This is a genomic window from Pseudothauera nasutitermitis (assembly GCF_004801295.1).
GTDB classification, from domain to species: Bacteria; Pseudomonadota; Gammaproteobacteria; order Burkholderiales; family Rhodocyclaceae; genus Pseudothauera; species Pseudothauera nasutitermitis.
This window is the reverse complement of record NZ_SSOC01000002.1, coordinates 52,187-67,764: the sequence shown is the minus strand read 5'-3', so window position 1 is coordinate 67,764 and position 15,578 is coordinate 52,187. Positions and strand designations below refer to the sequence as shown.

19 protein-coding genes are annotated in these 15,578 nt (G+C 68.8%); 8 read left to right on the top strand and 11 right to left on the bottom strand.

Features of this window, described 5'->3' with window-relative positions; all coding sequences use genetic code 11:
- Position 1 precedes the first annotated feature (1 nt).
- From E6C76_RS04440 to E6C76_RS04430, 3 genes are all read left to right on the top strand, one after another.
- Positions 2–931, top strand: a complete 930-nt coding sequence (locus E6C76_RS04440; protein WP_136347060.1) for an electron transfer flavoprotein subunit alpha/FixB family protein — start codon at positions 2–4, stop codon at positions 929–931.
- A 28-nt stretch (positions 932–959) separates the two neighbouring features.
- Positions 960–1,625, top strand: coding sequence for an energy-coupling factor ABC transporter permease (locus tag E6C76_RS04435; protein ID WP_136347059.1), 666 nt, complete (start codon positions 960–962; stop codon positions 1,623–1,625).
- A gap of 79 nt (positions 1,626–1,704) precedes the next feature.
- Positions 1,705–3,498: an acyl-CoA dehydrogenase gene (locus tag E6C76_RS04430; protein ID WP_136347058.1), complete on the top strand. Its 1,794-nt coding sequence runs from the start codon at positions 1,705–1,707 to the stop codon at positions 3,496–3,498.
- Between the two features lie 117 nt (positions 3,499–3,615).
- Here the strand turns inward: E6C76_RS04430 and E6C76_RS04425 are convergent, their stop codons facing one another.
- From E6C76_RS04425 to ompR, 8 genes are all read right to left on the bottom strand, one after another.
- Positions 3,616–4,401 (bottom strand): peptidylprolyl isomerase, encoded by a 786-nt coding sequence (locus E6C76_RS04425; RefSeq protein ID WP_136347057.1) that lies wholly within the window; start codon positions 4,399–4,401, stop codon positions 3,616–3,618.
- Positions 4,398–4,676 (bottom strand): BolA family protein, encoded by a 279-nt coding sequence (locus E6C76_RS04420; RefSeq protein ID WP_136347056.1) that lies wholly within the window; start codon positions 4,674–4,676, stop codon positions 4,398–4,400. The genes E6C76_RS04425 and E6C76_RS04420 overlap by 4 nt, the downstream gene beginning before the upstream one ends.
- Positions 4,677–4,690: 14 nt before the next feature.
- Positions 4,691–4,990 (bottom strand): YciI family protein, encoded by a 300-nt coding sequence (locus E6C76_RS04415; protein WP_136347578.1) that lies wholly within the window; start codon positions 4,988–4,990, stop codon positions 4,691–4,693.
- Positions 4,990–5,598 (bottom strand): septation protein A, encoded by a 609-nt coding sequence (locus E6C76_RS04410; protein WP_136347055.1) that lies wholly within the window; start codon positions 5,596–5,598, stop codon positions 4,990–4,992. The genes E6C76_RS04415 and E6C76_RS04410 overlap by 1 nt, the downstream gene beginning before the upstream one ends.
- A 9-nt stretch (positions 5,599–5,607) precedes the next feature.
- The gene (locus tag E6C76_RS04405) at positions 5,608–6,048 is read right to left on the bottom strand and encodes a group II truncated hemoglobin (protein WP_136347054.1); all 441 of its coding nucleotides are present in this window, start codon (positions 6,046–6,048) and stop codon (positions 5,608–5,610) included.
- Positions 6,038–6,754, bottom strand: a complete 717-nt coding sequence (locus E6C76_RS04400) for an MBL fold metallo-hydrolase (RefSeq protein WP_331000001.1) — start codon at positions 6,752–6,754, stop codon at positions 6,038–6,040. The genes E6C76_RS04405 and E6C76_RS04400 overlap by 11 nt, the downstream gene beginning before the upstream one ends.
- A gap of 31 nt (positions 6,755–6,785) precedes the next feature.
- A complete protein-coding gene (locus E6C76_RS04395) occupies positions 6,786–8,072 on the bottom strand; it encodes a sensor histidine kinase (protein WP_230976181.1) in 1,287 nt (428 codons plus the stop codon).
- A 94-nt stretch (positions 8,073–8,166) separates the two neighbouring features.
- Positions 8,167–8,904 carry an osmolarity response regulator transcription factor OmpR gene (gene ompR, locus E6C76_RS04390; RefSeq protein WP_136347052.1) on the bottom strand — a complete coding sequence of 246 codons (738 nt, stop codon included), beginning with the start codon at positions 8,902–8,904 and terminating at the stop codon, positions 8,167–8,169.
- Between the two features lie 216 nt (positions 8,905–9,120).
- On the opposite strand from ompR, the gene E6C76_RS04385 reads away from it, so the two are divergent.
- From E6C76_RS04385 to E6C76_RS04370, 4 genes are read left to right on the top strand one after another with little or no spacing between them, the layout of a single operon-like run.
- On the top strand, positions 9,121–9,486 hold the full coding sequence (locus E6C76_RS04385) for a hypothetical protein (protein WP_136347051.1): 366 nt from the start codon (positions 9,121–9,123) through the stop codon (positions 9,484–9,486).
- A gap of 60 nt (positions 9,487–9,546) precedes the next feature.
- Positions 9,547–10,233, top strand: coding sequence for a tRNA (adenosine(37)-N6)-threonylcarbamoyltransferase complex dimerization subunit type 1 TsaB (tsaB, locus tag E6C76_RS04380; protein ID WP_136347050.1), 687 nt, complete (start codon positions 9,547–9,549; stop codon positions 10,231–10,233).
- A 41-nt stretch (positions 10,234–10,274) separates the two neighbouring features.
- A complete protein-coding gene (gene rimI, locus E6C76_RS04375) occupies positions 10,275–10,721 on the top strand; it encodes a ribosomal protein S18-alanine N-acetyltransferase (RefSeq protein ID WP_408003468.1) in 447 nt (148 codons plus the stop codon).
- Complete coding sequence (locus E6C76_RS04370) at positions 10,721–11,599, top strand: uracil-DNA glycosylase (protein ID WP_136347575.1); 879 nt, start codon at positions 10,721–10,723, stop codon at positions 11,597–11,599. The genes rimI and E6C76_RS04370 overlap by 1 nt, the downstream gene beginning before the upstream one ends.
- Before the next feature lie 27 nt (positions 11,600–11,626).
- Here the strand turns inward: E6C76_RS04370 and E6C76_RS04365 are convergent, their stop codons facing one another.
- The 3 genes from E6C76_RS04365 to cadR form a co-directional block, all read right to left on the bottom strand.
- Complete coding sequence (locus tag E6C76_RS04365) at positions 11,627–12,277, bottom strand: DsbA family protein (RefSeq protein WP_168734237.1); 651 nt, start codon at positions 12,275–12,277, stop codon at positions 11,627–11,629.
- 111 nt (positions 12,278–12,388) lie between these two features.
- Positions 12,389–12,739: a hypothetical protein gene (locus E6C76_RS04360; RefSeq protein ID WP_136347048.1), complete on the bottom strand. Its 351-nt coding sequence runs from the start codon at positions 12,737–12,739 to the stop codon at positions 12,389–12,391.
- Between the two features lie 33 nt (positions 12,740–12,772).
- Positions 12,773–13,204, bottom strand: a complete 432-nt coding sequence (cadR, locus tag E6C76_RS04355) for a Cd(II)/Pb(II)-responsive transcriptional regulator (protein ID WP_136347047.1) — start codon at positions 13,202–13,204, stop codon at positions 12,773–12,775.
- A 78-nt stretch (positions 13,205–13,282) separates the two neighbouring features.
- Here cadR and E6C76_RS04350 point away from each other — a divergent pair, with 78 nt between their 5' ends.
- The gene (locus E6C76_RS04350; RefSeq protein WP_136347046.1) at positions 13,283–15,577 is read left to right on the top strand and encodes a heavy metal translocating P-type ATPase; all 2,295 of its coding nucleotides are present in this window, start codon (positions 13,283–13,285) and stop codon (positions 15,575–15,577) included.
- Position 15,578 lies beyond the last annotated feature (1 nt).

Here is a 15,578-nt window from a genome sequence, read left to right as displayed (position 1 = left end):
CATGACGATCCTGGTTATTGCTGAACACGACAACGCCAGCCTCAAGGCGGCCACCCTCAACACCGTCACCGCGGCCGCCGCGCTGGGCGGGGAAGTCCACGTGCTGGTCGCCGGCAACGGCAACGAGGCCGCCGCCGCGGCCGCCGCGAAACTGGCGGGCGTCGCCAAGGTGCTGAGCGTATCCGCGCCGCACTACGAGGCCCAACTGGCCGAAAACCTGGCCGCGCTGGTGGTCGCCAAGGCGGCCGGCTACACCCACATCCTGGCGCCGGCCACCTCCTTCGGCAAGAACGTCGCCCCGCGCGTGGCCGCGCTGCTCGACGTCGCGCAGATTTCCGACATCGTCGCAGTGCAGTCCGCCGACACCTTCGTGCGCCCGATCTATGCCGGCAATGCGCTGGCCACGGTGAAGAGCGCCGACGCGGTGAAAGTCATCACCGTGCGCACCACCGCCTTCGAGGCGGCGGGCGAGGGTGGCTCCGCCAGCGTGGAAAGCGTGCCGGCGGGTGCCGACCTGGGGCTGACCAGGCTGGTCGGCCGCGAACTGACCAAGTCGGCACGCCCGGAACTGGGCGCCGCCAAGGTCATCGTTTCCGGCGGCCGCGGCCTGGGCAGCGGAGAGAACTACCAGAGTGTGCTCGAACCGCTGGCCGACAAGCTTGGCGCGGCGCTCGGCGCCAGTCGCGCCGCGGTGGACGCCGGCTACGTGCCCAACGACTATCAGGTCGGCCAGACCGGCAAGATCGTCGCGCCGCAGCTGTACATCGCGGTGGGCATCTCCGGAGCCATCCAGCATCTGGCCGGTATGAAGGACTCCAAGGTGATCGTGGCGATCAACAAGGATCCGGAAGCGCCGATCTTCCAGGTAGCGGACTACGGCCTGGTGGGCGACCTGTTCGAGGTGGTGCCGGAACTGACCAAGGCGCTGTAAGCGGCGCCGGGCGCCAGCGGGGCGTACGATGAATCTGTCGGCCGATCTGTTTTCCACGGGCTGGCATCTGGCCGCGCTGGCGCTGTCGTTGCTGATCGGCTGGCTGACCTGGCGCACCGCGCCGTGGCAGCGGCTCAAGACAGGCCCGCAGTTGAACCTGCTGCTGGGGTTCGCCGTGGGCCTGACGCTGATCTGGAGCCTGAAGGCCGGCGTCAAACCCGGCCTCACCCTGCACATGATGGGTGCCATGGCGGCCACGCTGGCGCTGGGCCCGCAGCTGGCCATCGTCGCGCTCGGCCTGGCGCTCACCGGCATCGCGCTCAACGGTACCTTCGGGTGGCAGGCCTGGCCGATCAATTTCCTGTTGATGGTGGTGGTGCCGGTATTGATCGCCTACCGTATCCACCGGCTGGTGGAACGCTGGCTGCCGGCGCATTTCTTCGTCTTCATCTTCGTGGCCGGATTTTTCGGTTCCGCGCTCACCGTGATGCTGCAGGGGCTGGTGGCCTCCGCGGTGCTGGTGGCGGCCGGCGCCTACAGCGCGGATTTTCTGGCCAGCGATTATTTGCCGTACTTCCTGTTGCTCGGTTTTTCCGAGGGCTGGATCAGCGGCGGGGTGATCACCTTGATGGTGGTGTATCGCCCGGAATGGGTGGCGGCCTTCGACGACCGCCGCTACCTGTTCCGCAAGTAGCACCCTGCCCGCGGGCAGGCGCAGGAGAGGCGGGCAGGGCCGCAGACCGACAACAATTCCATGTGGAGCGAACAGTCAAATGAGTCAATACACCGCACCGATCCGTGACATGCAGTTCGTCATGCGCGAGCTGGCCGGCCTGGACGCCGTGGCCGCGCTGCCCGGGTGTGAGGAGGTTTCCCCGGACCTGGTCGACGCCATCCTGGAGGAGGCCGGCAAGTTCGCCGGCGGCGTGCTGGCCCCGCTGAACAAGATCGGCGACCAGCACGGCGCCAAGTGGCAGGACGGCAAAGTCACCACCGTACCGGGCTGGAAGGCCGCCTATGAGCAGTTCGCCGAAGCCGGCTGGACCGCGCTGGCCTGCGATCCGCAGTACGGCGGCCAGGGCCTGCCCAAGCTGATCTCCACCGCCGTGATGGAGATGTGGAAGTCCGCCAACATGGCCTTCTCGCTGTGCCCGATGCTGACCAACGGCGCCATCGAGGCGCTGATGCTGCGCGGCACCGACGCGCAGAAGGACATGTATCTGCCGAAGATGGTGAGCGGCGAATGGACCGGCACGATGAATCTCACCGAGCCGCAGGCCGGCTCCGACCTCGCCGCCGTGCGCACCCGCGCCGAGCCGCAGGGCGACGGCACCTACAAGATCTTCGGGCAGAAGATCTTCATCACCTACGGCGAGCACGACCTCACCGACAACATCATCCACCTGGTGCTGGCCCGTCTGCCGGATGCGCCGGAAGGCGTGAAGGGCATCTCGCTGTTCGTCGTGCCCAAGTTCCTGGTGAATGAGGACGGCAGCCCGGGCGCGCGCAACGACGTGCACTGCGTGTCCATCGAGCACAAGCTGGGCATTCACGCCAGCCCGACCGCGGTACTCGCCTTCGGCGACAGCGGTGGCGCCATCGGCACGCTGGTGGGCGAGCCGAACCGCGGCCTGGAGTACATGTTCATCATGATGAACGAGGCCCGTTTCGCGGTCGGCATGGAAGGCCTGGCGCTGTCCGAGCGCGCCTACCAGCACGCCCTGCAGTACGCCAGGGACCGCATCCAGGGTACCGAACTCGGTGTGCGCGGCGGTCCCAAGGTGAGCATCCTGCAGCACCCCGACGTGCGCCGCATGCTGATGTCCATGAAGAGCCAGACCGAAGCCATGCGCGCGCTGGCCTACGTGGTCGGCGCGGCCACCGATCTGGCCCACCTGCACCCGGACGAAGGCGTGCGGGCGCGCAACCAGGCTTTCGTGGATCTGATGATTCCGGTGGTAAAGGGCTGGTGCACCGAGAACTCGGTGGATATCGCCTCCACCGGCGTACAGGTGCACGGCGGCATGGGCTTCATCGAGGAAACCGGCGCCGCGCAGCATCTGCGCGACGCGCGCATCACGCCGATCTACGAGGGCACCACCGCCATCCAGGCCAACGACCTGATCGGCCGCAAGATCGCCCGCGAGGCCGGCGCCACCATCCAGGGCGTGGTGGCCGAGATGCGCAAGGTGCAGGCTGAACTGGCCGCCAAGGACGGCGACTTCACCGCCATCGGCCGCGCGCTGGGCAACGGCATCCAGGCGGTGGAAGAGGCGGTGGCCTACATCCTGGCCACCTACAACGCTGACATCAAGGCCGCGCACGTCGGCTCCGTGCCCTTCCTGAAGCTGCTCGGCATCGTCGCCGGCGGCTGGCAGATGGCCCGTGCCGCGCTGGTCGCCGAGCGCAAGCTGGCGCAGGGCGAGGGCGATGCCGCCTTCTACCAGGCCAAGATCGTCACCGCGCGCTTCTACGCCGACCACGTGCTGGCCCAGGCCTCCGGCCTGTCCTACGCGGTGGTGAATGGCGCCGCCGGCGCGCTGGCGCTGAGCGACGAGCAGTTCTGAGCAGTGCCGGGGCGGCCACGGCCGCCCCGGGCATGAAAGCGAGAAGGCCGGTCCGCGCAAGCGGGCCGGCCTTCCTTGTTTTCCGCGCGCCGGTCACCCCGGCGCGCATCGGCGCTCTTACTGCACGGTGGCCTTGCTGCGCAGGTCCACGATGTGCTTTTCGACCTTGTCCTGCTGCAGACGCGGCTGCAGTTCGCCCTTCACTTCGTCGAGGGCCGGCGGCTGCGCCGTGCGGGTGTCCTCCAGCAGAATCACGTGGTAGCCGAAGTCGGTCTGCACCGGCGCGGCGGTGTACTCGCCCTTCTTGAGCTTGACCATGGCATCGGAGAACGGCTTGATGAAGCGCGCCGGACTCACCCAGCCCAGATCGCCGCCGCGCTCCTTGGAGCCCGGATCGATGGAACTGCTGGTGGCCAGTTCGTCGAACTTGGCGCCGCCCTGCAGCTTGACGATGATCTCCTTGGCGGCATCCTCGGTTTCCACCAGGATGTGGCGCGGGTGGTACTCGGTGGTGCCCAGTTCGGCGACGATGGTGTCGTACTGCTTCTTCACGTCGGCGTCCGACACCGGGTTCTTCTTCACCCAGTCCTGCAGGTAGGCGCGGATCAGGATAGCCTGGCGGGCGAGATCCATCTGCGCCTGCACGTCGGCCTTCTTGTCCAGGCCGAGCTTGGCGGCTTCCTGGGCGAGCACTTCGCGACGGATCAGTTCCTCGCGCACCGCGTCACGCAGCTGCGGGCTGTCCGGCGCGCCCTGGGCACGCTGTTCGCCCAGCATGACCTCGAGGCGCGAGGCGGGAATGCCCTTGCCATTGACGGTGGCCGTGGTGTCGGCCGCCTGGACCGACAGGGCGGCGAAGCCGGCCACGAGGCAAAGAGCGAGACGACTGGGCAGTGCTTTCATCTGATTTCCTTCGGGGTGGGTTGATTGGCGGCCTCCTCGGCCGTCCGGGCGCGAATCGACAGGGCGTGGATTTCGCTCTGCATCATCGAGCCCAATGCTTGATGGATCATACGGTGTCGCAACACCGAATTCTTGCCTTCGAACGAAGCGGAAACAATTTCCAGGTGGTAATGGCCGCCGCCCGAACGCGCACCGGCATGGCCGGCGTGCAGGGCGCTGTCGTCGCGGATGGCGATGTACTCGGGTTGAAACGCGGCGCGCAGCAGCGCATCCATGCGTTCCACCCTGCTCAAGGCAGCACCTTCTTGAACGGACGCACGCTGGTGCGCGCGAACACGCCTTGCCGCACGTAGGGGTCGTCAGCCAGCCAGCGCTCGGCCTCCGCCAGCGAGGGAAACTCTGCGACCACCAGGCTGCCGGCGAAGCCGGCCGGGCCGGGATCGGGCGAGTCGATGGCCGGCATGGGGCCGGCGATCAGCAGGCGGCCTTCGTCGCGCAGGGCCTCCAGGCGCGCCAGATGCGCGGGACGGGCAGCCATGCGCGCGGCCAGCGAGTCCGGCGCGTCTTCGCCGATCAGGGCGTAGAACATCATTGCGGATCCTCTTCGAGATACTTGGACAGGAAGAAGCCCTGGGCGAGCACGAAGGCGAACATCAGCCCCATGCCGCCGAAGAGCTTGAAGTTGACCCAGGCTTCCTCGGAGAAGCTGTAGGCCACATAGAGGTTGAGCACGCCCATGGTCAGGAAGAAGCCGGCCCAGGCGAGATTGAGCTTGTCCCATACCGCATCGGGCAGGCGGATCTGCGCTTCCAGCATTCGGCGGATCAGATTGCGGCGGAACAGCAGCGCCGAAATCGCCAGCACGCCGCCGAACAGCCAGTACAGCGCGGTGGGCTTCCACTTGATGAAGGTGGGGTTGTGGAAGAGCAGCGTGGCACCGCCGAACACGACGATGATCACCAGACTGACCCACAGCATGGTGTCCACCTTGCGGTGGCGCAGCCAGACCCAGCCGATCTGCGCGAAGGTCGCGAGGATGGTGACCGCAGTGGCGAGCAGGATGGGCGCCTGTTGCGGGGTGATGCCCGCGCCCAGCCACTGGTCGGCCAATTGGTAGGCGGCGTCCTGATTGGCGCCGGCGAATTTGTAAACCCCGAAGAAGAGGATGACGGGCAGGAGATCGAACAGGAATTTCATGCGGTGGGATTATAACGGTTGATCGGCGCGCGTCGGCACTGGCGCTTCGACGCGGTTGCGCATGTGGTCGGCCAGGCCGGTGAAGGCGCGCAGAAGGTGGTCGCGCGCCTCGGCATCGCTGACGATCTCTTCCAGCGCCTGCCGCATGCACAGCATCCACTGGTCGCGCTCGGCGGCACCAATGGAAAACGGCAGATGGCGGGCGCGCAGGAAGGGTGGGCCGAAGCGCTCCACGTACAGATTGGGGCCGCCCAGCCAGCCGGAGAGGAACAAGAAGAGTTTCTCGGCGGAACCGGAAAGATCCTCGGCGTGCATCCTGCGCACGCCCCAGGCCTCGGGCAATTCATCCATCAGCTGGTAGAAGCGATCGACCAGCGCACGCACGGCGGGTTCCCCGCCGATCATCTGGTAGGGCGTCAGTACGGGCAGGGGCTGGGGTTCAAGCGGCATGGTGTTCGGCCGGGTCGGGAGCGCGCCCGCAGCGCAGGTTGGCCGGCAGGGCCTCGTCGATGCGCCGGGGGCGGGGCAGGTTGAGCTCGCCCATGAGCTGGATGAACTGGTCGCGCGTCTTGCCGGCCAGCCGGGGATTGGTGTCGCGCTCCTGGGCGATGCACGACACGCGGCGCCCCTGGTAATCGTGCGCGGGATAGACCAGCGTTTCGCCGGGCAGCGTGAACAGGCGGGTGGTCAGGCTGTCGTACAGCGCGCCGGCATCCCCGCCCTGGAAATCGGTGCGTCCGCAGCCGCCGATGAGCAGGGCGTCACCGGTGAACAGACGGTCGCGCCAATGGTAGGTGACACAGCCCGGGGTATGGCCGGGCGTGGGAATGACGCGGATCACCTCGCCGCCAAAGACGATTTCATGCCCGTCCCCGGCCATCACGTCGGCGCAGGCGGCGCCTGCGTGGCGCCCGGTCACCGTGCGCGCGCCGGTGGCTTGCTTGAGCGTGGCGGCGGCGGTGACGTGGTCGGCGTGCACGTGGGTTTCCAGAATCCACACGAGGCGCACGCCCAGTTCGTCGAGCAGCGCCAGATCGCGGCCGGCCTGCTCGCGCACGGTGTCGATCAGCACGGCCTCGCGCGTGTGCGGATCAGCCAGCAGGTAGGTGAGGGTGGAACTGTCCTCGTCGAACAGTTGCCGGAACAGGATGTGCATGGCGTGCCCTGGTTTTGCGTCAAGGGCGATTCTAGCCCGCCCGGCCTGGGGGCATCCGCAGAACCGCGCGCAGGCCGCCGCCGTCGCGCGGCAGCAGCAGCAACGCGCCACCATGCGCGCGCATCACGCGCTCGACGATGGCCAGCCCGAGGCCGGCGCCCTTGGTGTTGCTGCGCGCATTTTCCAGGCGGGTGAACGGCCGGCGCATGCGTTCCACCTCGTCTTCCGGAATGCCCGGTCCGCGGTCGGCCACTTCGACGTAGGCGCTGCCGTCGTCGTCCTGGCCCACGGTCAGCGTGATCGGCAACTCCGAGCCCGCATAGCGGATGGCGTTGTCGATCAGATTGGCCACCGCGCGGCGCAAGGGCAGGGCACGCCCGGAAACGGTGAGTTCCCCGGGCAAGCGCAGTTCGAGCGGCAGACCGCGCAGGCGGTAAGGCTCGCTCAATCCGCTGACCAGTTCGACCAGTTCGACCGGTTGCATCGGTTCCTGCGGATCGCCCCGGCCGAAGTCGAGGAACTGGCCGATGATGCGGTCCATCTCCTCGATGTCGGCAACCATCGCCGCCACCTCGTCATCGGGCGCGCCGGACATCTCCACGCCCAGGCGCAGACGCGCCAGCGGCGTGCGCAGGTCGTGCGAGACCCCGGCGAGGATCAGCGCGCGGTCTGCGTCGGCGCGCGCCAGATCGCCGGTCATCTGATTGAATGCACGGGTCACCACCGCCAGTTCCACCGGCCCGCTTTCCGCCTGCAGGGGCGGGTACTGTCCGCTGCCGACGATGCGCGCGGCCTTGGCCAGGCTGCGCAGCGGCGCGCTGATGCGCGAGACGAGCAGAAAGGCGCCGACCAGCGCGGCCACCAGCGCGGCGCTGCCCCAGGCCAGCCAGTCGAGTGCGTTGTGCTTCTGCAGGCGCTCGCCGGGCAGCATCACCCAGTATTCGTCCTTGTCGTCGGCCTCCAGGCGGAAGCTCACCCAGAAGCCGTCCACAGTCTTCCAGCGCGTGGCGAAACGGGTGTGATCGCCGAGCTGCTTGCGGATCTCGGCGGTCAGCAGGCGCATCGGCCGGGTTTGCGGCAGCGGCGCCAGTTCGTCACTGGGCTCGGAGGGATAGATGCGGATGCCTTCCAGCGCCGCCAGATCGATCAGCAGGCCGGTGCGCAGACCCGGCTCGGCATTGAGCAGCGCGGTGCGGGTGAGGTTCACCACGCTGGCGACCATCTGCGCCAGATCCCGCGCGCGCGCCGGCTCTTCGAAGTAGCGAAAGATCTGCGACCACGCTGCCAGCGTCAGGCTGAGCAGCAGCGCGATCAGCATGAAGGTCTGCCACAGCAGGGTCCGCGGCCACCAGCCCGCCGCCAGCAGGCGGCGGGCGTGCCGGGTCAGGGGCGCGGGCAGTCGCACGAAGCGCTTATTCGTCGCTGGCCGGCTTGGGCTCGTCGGGGACGAAAACATAGCCGAAGCCCCACACCGTCTGGATGTAGCGCGGCTTGGCGGGGTCGTCCTCGACCAGCTTGCGCAGGCGCGAGACCTGCACGTCGATGGCGCGGTCGAACACACCGTATTCGCGGCCGCGCGCCAGTTCCATCAGCTTGTCGCGCGACAGCGGCTGGCGCGGATGCTGCAGCAGCACCTTGAGCAGGGAGAATTCGCCCGTGGTCAGCGAGATTTCCTCGCCGTCGCGAGTCAACGTACGGGTACCCAGGTTCACCCGCACCCGGCCGAAGCTCACCACTTCGTCCTCGGGCGTGGGCGCGCCGGGCAGGCTGGGTGGCTGGCGGCGCATCACCGCGTGGATGCGGGCGACCAGCTCGCGCGGGTTGAACGGCTTGGGCAGATAGTCGTCGGCACCCATTTCCAGGCCGACGATGCGATCCACGTCGTCGCCCTTGGCGGTGAGCATGATGATCGGCAGCTTGTTTTCCGCCGCGCGCAGGCGTCGGCAGATCGACAGGCCGTCCTCGCCCGGCAGCATCAGGTCGAGCACGAGCAGATCGAAGTGCTCGCGGTGCAGGGCGCGGTCCATGGCCGGAGCGTCGATCACCGCCTTGACGGTGAAGCCCTGCTCCTGGAGATAACGGGACAACAGATCGCGAAGACGCGCGTCGTCGTCCACCAGCAGTACGCGATATCGGATTTTGGTATTCATGGTGCGCATCCTATCTGCTCGGAAAGCCGTGTGCCAGCGCCCACCGCGCGGAGCAGCGGCGGGCGGCGTAACGCTTCGTAAGACGTTTGGCAGTGGGCAATATCCACTTACAAACTCACTGGTTGAAACACAAATGCAGGTGCAGCGGCGGGTCGATAGCGTCTATCTTGAGTCGTAATCGCCCATGACCCCGAAAGGGGAAATATAATTCCCGCCATGATGATTTCGTCCGTCGAACCCACGCGCGACCCGTCCGCCTTCCGCCACAGCGGCGGCGCCGCGACCGCCTGTCTGTTCGCCGCTGTACTGCTGAGCGCGCCCGTCCAGGCCCAGGAGACCTCCGAAGAGATCCTGAGCGAAGAATTGCCGCTGGTCGAACAGGAAGTCCTCATCGAGTATCCGGCCTCCCTCGAAGTGCCGCGCCGCGTCGAAGTCCGCCGCGCCCTGCTCGGCGACGACGAGGGGCTCCAGGGCGCGCCCCAGCGCGAACGCCGGCGCATGACCACCGAGGAACGCAACGCGCTGCATCTCGAACTGCGCCGCGCCGTACGCAGCGCCTATCAGGATTATCCCGCGCACTGAGCCCGGACACGCGGGGACAGCCCTGCGCGCACGCGCGCCAACCGGTAAAATGGCGCGCCTATGAACATTCTCGCCCTCGAAACCTCCTGCGAACACGGCAGCATCGCACTCCAGCTCGGCGACACGCTGCTGCAGCGTCCGCTGCAGGGCCACGCCAATCACTCCGCCCATCTGCTGCCTGCCGTGCGCGAACTGCTCGCCGAGGCCGGCATTACCCTGCGCCAGTTGGACGCCGTCGCCTTCGGCAGCGGTCCCGGCGCGTTCACCGGCCTGCGTCTGTCCTGCGCGGTGGCACAGGGGCTGGCCCTGGGCGCGGACCTGGGGGTCGCACCGGTGTGCAGCCTGGAGGCCCTGGCATTGCAGGGCGAGGGCGAACATCTGCTGACGGCCACCGACGCGCGCATGAGCGAGGTGTACTACGCTGCCTACCGGCGCACGGGCGATGCGCTTGAAGAAGTGCACCCCCCCCGATGCGCACCACCAGAAACGCTGGAAATCCCGGCGGGCCGCTGGTCCGTGCTCGGTTCCGCGCTGAACGCCTACCCGGCCCTGCGGGAGCGGTTGGCGCCGTGCGCCGTGCGTTTCGATCATGAAGCGGTCCCGCGCGCGGCCGAAGTCGCCCGGCTCGGCGCGGCACTTGCCCGGCGCGGTGCGCTGCTGGCCGCGGAACTCGCCGCCCCGCTGTACGTGCGCGACAAGGTCGCCCTGACCACCGCCGAACGGCTGGCACGCGGAGGGCGCGCATGAACGCCGCGCTGGTTCCGGACAGCCCCCAGATGGATGCCGGAATGCCGGTGATCGACCATGCGCCGATGCGCGAAGACGATCTGGACTGGGTGGAAGCCACCGAGGCCGACCTGCACGCCTATCCATGGAGCCGGGGCAATTTCATCGATTCACTGAGCGCCGGCCAGGCAGTGTGGGTGCAACGCATGGATGGACAGCGCAGCGGCTACGCCGTGCTGCTCAACGTGCTGGATGAAACCCATCTGCTCACCCTGGGCATACACCGCGCGATGCAGGGGCGCGGTCTGGGCGCGGCGCTGCTCGACTTCCTAACCGGCAACGCACGCGCGGGCGGCTCCACGCAGTTCTTTCTGGAAGTCCGCCCCTCCAACCAGAGCGCGTTCGCGCTCTACCGGCGCACCGGTTTCGAACAGATCGGCCGCCGCAAGGGATATTACCCGGCGCCCGGCGGCCGCGAGGACGCCATCGTGATGAGGCTTGCACTGTGATCGCCGGCCAGCGTGCCTCCGTTCTGCGCGAGCTGGGCCTGGGCCCGTTGTGGCGGCTGCGCTCGCGCGCGGCGCAGGAAGAGCAGGTCGCGGATGAGGCCGGATCGGTCGTTGCCGCGCCGGCCCCAGCCTGCGCTGAAGTGCCCCCGCGCGCAATGGCACCGGCGCCGCGAACGCCTGAAGCCGTGGCCGCGCCCCGGCGGGAGTCCCCCATTCCACGGCCCGCGCCGCAGGCGCCACCTGCCACGCCGCCCGCCGAAGCCCGTCCGGCGGTCGATCCGCAACGCGCCACGCGCATCGCCACGCTGGACTGGGAGGAACTGGAAGCGGAAATCCGCGCCTGCCGGGCCTGCCGGCTGTGCGAGAAGCGCCGCCAGGCGGTACCCGGCGTCGGCGACCGGCGGGCGGACTGGCTGTTCGTCGGCGAAGGCCCGGGGGCAGAAGAGGATCAGCGCGGCGAGCCTTTCGTCGGCGCCGCCGGCAAGCTGCTCGACAACATGCTCGGGGCCATCGGCCTCAAGCGCGGCGAGAATGTCTACATCGCCAACGCGGTGAAATGCCGTCCGCCGCACAACCGCACCCCGGAAGCGGACGAAATCGCTGCCTGCCTGCCTTTCCTGGAACGCCAGATCGCCCTGCTGCAGCCACGCCTGATGATCGCCCTGGGCCGCCCGGCCGCGCAGGCGCTGCTCGATACCGAGGTGAAGATCGGCGCCTCGCGCGGCAGGCTGTTCGAGCACGCCGGCGTGCCCGTGGTGGTGACCTATCACCCGGCCTATCTGCTGCGCAACCAGAACGACAAGGCCAAGGCCTGGGAAGATCTGTGCTACGCGCGCCGGCAGATGAAAGCGCATGGCACGGGCGCGGCGGACGGCTGAGCCCGGCCGCCGCGCCCGCGAACGCTTTCAGGAGCGCAGCGCCTCGACAATCTGCGCGTTCAGGGTGTCCGGGCTGAACTCGCGCAGCGGCTGCCCGTTGATGAAGAAGCTGGGGGTCTTGTTCACCCGCAGCGTGGTGATGTCGGCGGTGTCCTGGGCGATCAGCGCGGCGATGCGCGGATCGTCCATGTCGCGCCGCGCGCGTTCCAGATCGATGCCCAGCCCGCCGATGAACTCCCACACCCGCTGCGGCTGCGGCCGGCCGTGATCGGCCCAGACCGGCTGCGCCTCGAGAATGGCATCGAGCGCCTGCCAGTACAGCGCATCGCCCTGCATGCGTACTGCTTCCAGCACCTTCACCACGTAGTCGGAACCCTTGTGGAAGGTGGCGTAGCGCAGGGTCAGGCGCACCTTGCCTTCGTGGGCCTGCATGATCTGCTTCACGTAGGGATGGAAGGCCCGGCAACCTTCGCAGGCCGGATCGAAGAACTCGGTGACCTGGGCGCGCGCCATCAGCGGCCCCAGCGCGGGCGAACCCATGCGATTGAAGACGGCCGGGTTCTGCGCGGCCACCTCTGCACGCTGCGCCCCCGGATCGCTCGTGCTGAGCAAGGACGCAACGAGAAAACCGCCGACCAGAACGATGGCGGCGCCGATGACGAGATAAGTGCGTTTCATGAAATCTCCGGATGATCGGGTCTGCATGCCCGCCCTCCGCGCAAGCATGGTGCGCCGGGTGGCGGCCGTACGGATGGGATGAAAGCGGACAGGGAAGGGCAGGGCCGCGCCTCAGGCGGGCGCGCTGGAAGGCCCCCGCCATTTGGGGCGCTCCGGACGCGCGGGAGGATGCGAGGCCAGGAAGCCGGGAGCTTCGCCGGCATGGGCATCCGCGCGGGCGGACGGGGCCAGCGGCGGGGCCGCAGCAACCATGGCGAACTGTGCAAGGTGGCAGGAATGGCAATCCGGATGCAGACGGGCGCTGCCGTCTTCTCCCCCCGCATCGCCGCCACGGTGGCAGGCATCCATGCAGGCGGCGGCCAGCGGAGCCGGATCCTCCAGCGCGCAGTAGGCGTCCAATGCCGCCAGCGCGGACTGCACGGGCAACAGCACGGCGAGGAGGATCAGCAGCAGACGCTTCATTGGCAGTGCAGTGTAGAGCGTGGCCGGTGCGCGTCAACCCAGATGCGTGTGGCGCTCATGGCGCGGCTCACTTTCCATCTCGGCCAGCCCCTGCAGGATGCCGCAGGCCTCCACGGCCTGCTCGTGCCGGCAGCGCTCGCGCAGGGCGAGCAGCGCGCCGCGCAGCTGCTCGAGCTCGCGGATGCGCTCGTCCACATGGGCGATGTGCTGGTCGAACACTTCATTGACTGCGCCGCAGCCGGCCGCCGGCTGATCGGCCAGCGCCAGCACGCTGCGGATTTCCCCGTGGCTCATGTCCAGCGCGCGGCAGTTGCGGATGAAGCGCAGGCGATCGGCGTGCTCGTGGCCGTAATCGCGGAAGTTGCCGGCGGTGCGCGCGGGTGGCGGCAGCAGGCCCTCGCGCTCGTAGTAGCGCACGGTTTCCACCGTGCATTGGGCGGTGCGCGCCAGGTCGCCGATTTTCATGGCCGTTCTCCGGAGGGGTTGACCCTATAGTAACTTCAGGGTGTGCAATGGTTCCATCCTCTTGCTTCCGAGCACGCCATGAGCACTCCGGATTCGACCCGATCCCGCGCCGCCATCGAACTGCCGATCATCCAGGGCGGCACTTCCTGCTGCGGCGGCGGCCACACGCATGAACACGCCGCGCACGACAGCTGCTGCGCCCCCGCGCCCGTTTCCCCGCCGCGCAAGCCCGCGCATGCGACGCTGCTGGCCGACGGAGACGTCCGCTCGCCCATCCGCATCCTGCAGATGGACTGCCCCACCGAGGAAGCCCTGCTGCGCAAGAAGCTCGGCGGCATGCCCGGCGTGCGCGGGCTGGAATTCGACCTGATGGGGCGGGTGCTGACCGTCGATCATCGCCCCGAACGCCTGGACGCGGTGCTCGATGCCATCCGCTCGCTGGGCTTCAATCCGGAGCCGCTCGCCGAAGGCGCCGCCCCGACGGCCATCGAGGACGCGCCCAAGCCCTGGTGGCCGCTGGCGCTCGCGGTGGTGGCAGCACTCGCCTCCGAGGCCGCGCACTGGCTGTCGGCGCCCGAGTGGGCCTCCGCGCTGCTGGCCGGCATCGCCGTGCTGGCCTGCGGCGGCACCACCTTCCGCAAGGGCTGGATCGCGGTGCGCAACGGCAATTTCAACATCAATGCGTTGATGAGCATCGCGGTGACCGGTGCCTTCCTGATCGGCCAATGGCCTGAGGCGGCGATGGTGATGGTGCTGTTCACCATCGCCGAAATGGTCGAGGCGCGTTCGCTGGACCGCGCACGCAACGCCATCCGCGGGCTGATGGAGCTGGCCCCGGAAGAGGCCACCGTGCTGCAGCCCGACGGCTCCTGGCGCGTCATGGCGGCGCGCGAGGTGGACATCGGCGCGCGGGCGCGGGTGCGTCCGGGCGAGCGCATCGCGCTCGACGGCGAGGTGGCCAGCGGCCACTCGACGGTCAACCAGGCGCCGATCACCGGCGAGAGCCTGCCGGTGGACAAGAGTGTGGGCGATGCGGTGTTCGCCGGCACGATCAACGAAACCGGCTCCTTCGAATACGTGGTGAACGCGCGCGCCGACAACAGCACGCTGGCGCGCATCATCCACGCCATCGAGGCCGCCCAGGGCGCGCGCGCGCCCACCCAGCGCTTCGTCGACGCCTTCGCCAAGGTCTATACCCCGGCCGTGCTGGTGGTCGCGCTGGGCGTCGCGCTGCTGCCGCCGCTGCTGCTGGACGGCGCATGGCTGGCGTGGATCTACAAGGCGCTGGTGCTGCTGGTGATCGCCTGCCCCTGCGCGCTGGTGATCTCCACCCCGGTGACCATCGTCAGCGGCCTGGCCGCCGCCGCGCGGCGCGGCATCCTGGTGAAGGGCGGGGTGTATCTGGAACGCGGCCGCGAGCTGGCCTGGATCGCCCTGGACAAGACCGGCACGCTGACCCGCGGCAAGCCCGCGCAGACCGATTTCGCCACGCTCGCCGATCTGGACGCAGCCACCGCGCGCCGTTTCGCGGGCGGTCTGGCCACGCGCTCCGACCACCCGGTTTCCCGCGCGGTCGCCGAAGCCGCGCGCGCGGATGGCGTGACACCCGCCGCGGTCGACGCTTTCGAGGCACTGCCGGGACGCGGCGTGCGTGGGGTGATCGATGGCCGCGCCTGGCTGCTCGGCAACCACCGCCTGATCCACGAACGCGGCCTGTGCGGCGAGGCGCTGGAGGCCCGTCTGGCGGTGCTGGAATCCCAGGGCAAGACCGTGGTCGTGCTGGCGGACGAGGAGGGCGCCCAAGCGCTGTTCGCGGTGGCCGACACGCTCAAGGACAGCAGCCGGGCGGCCATCGCCGAACTGCACGCGCTGGGTATCCGCACGCTGATGCTCACCGGCGACAACGCGCAGACCGCGCAGGCCATCGCCGCCCAGGCCGGCATCGACGAAGCCCACGGCGACCTGCTGCCGGAGGACAAGCTGGCGCGCATCGAGGAACGCGTGGGCCAAGGCGCGGCCGTGGGCATGGTCGGCGACGGCATCAACGACGCTCCCGCGCTCGCGCGCGCCGACATCGGCTTCGCCATGGGTGCGGCGGGCACCGGCACGGCCATCGAGACCGCCGACGTCGCGCTGATGGACGACGACCTGCGCAAGCTGCCACAGTTCATCCGCCTGTCGCGCCGCACGCACCGTCTGCTGGTGCAGAACATCGTGCTGGCGCTGGGCATCAAGGCAGTGTTTCTGGGGCTCACCCTGGTCGGGCTGGGCACCATGTGGATGGCGGTGTTCGCCGACGTCGGCGCCAGCCTGATCGTGGTCGCCAACGGCCTGCGCCTGCTGCGCGCAGAAGAGGCCGCGCACGGCGCCTGAG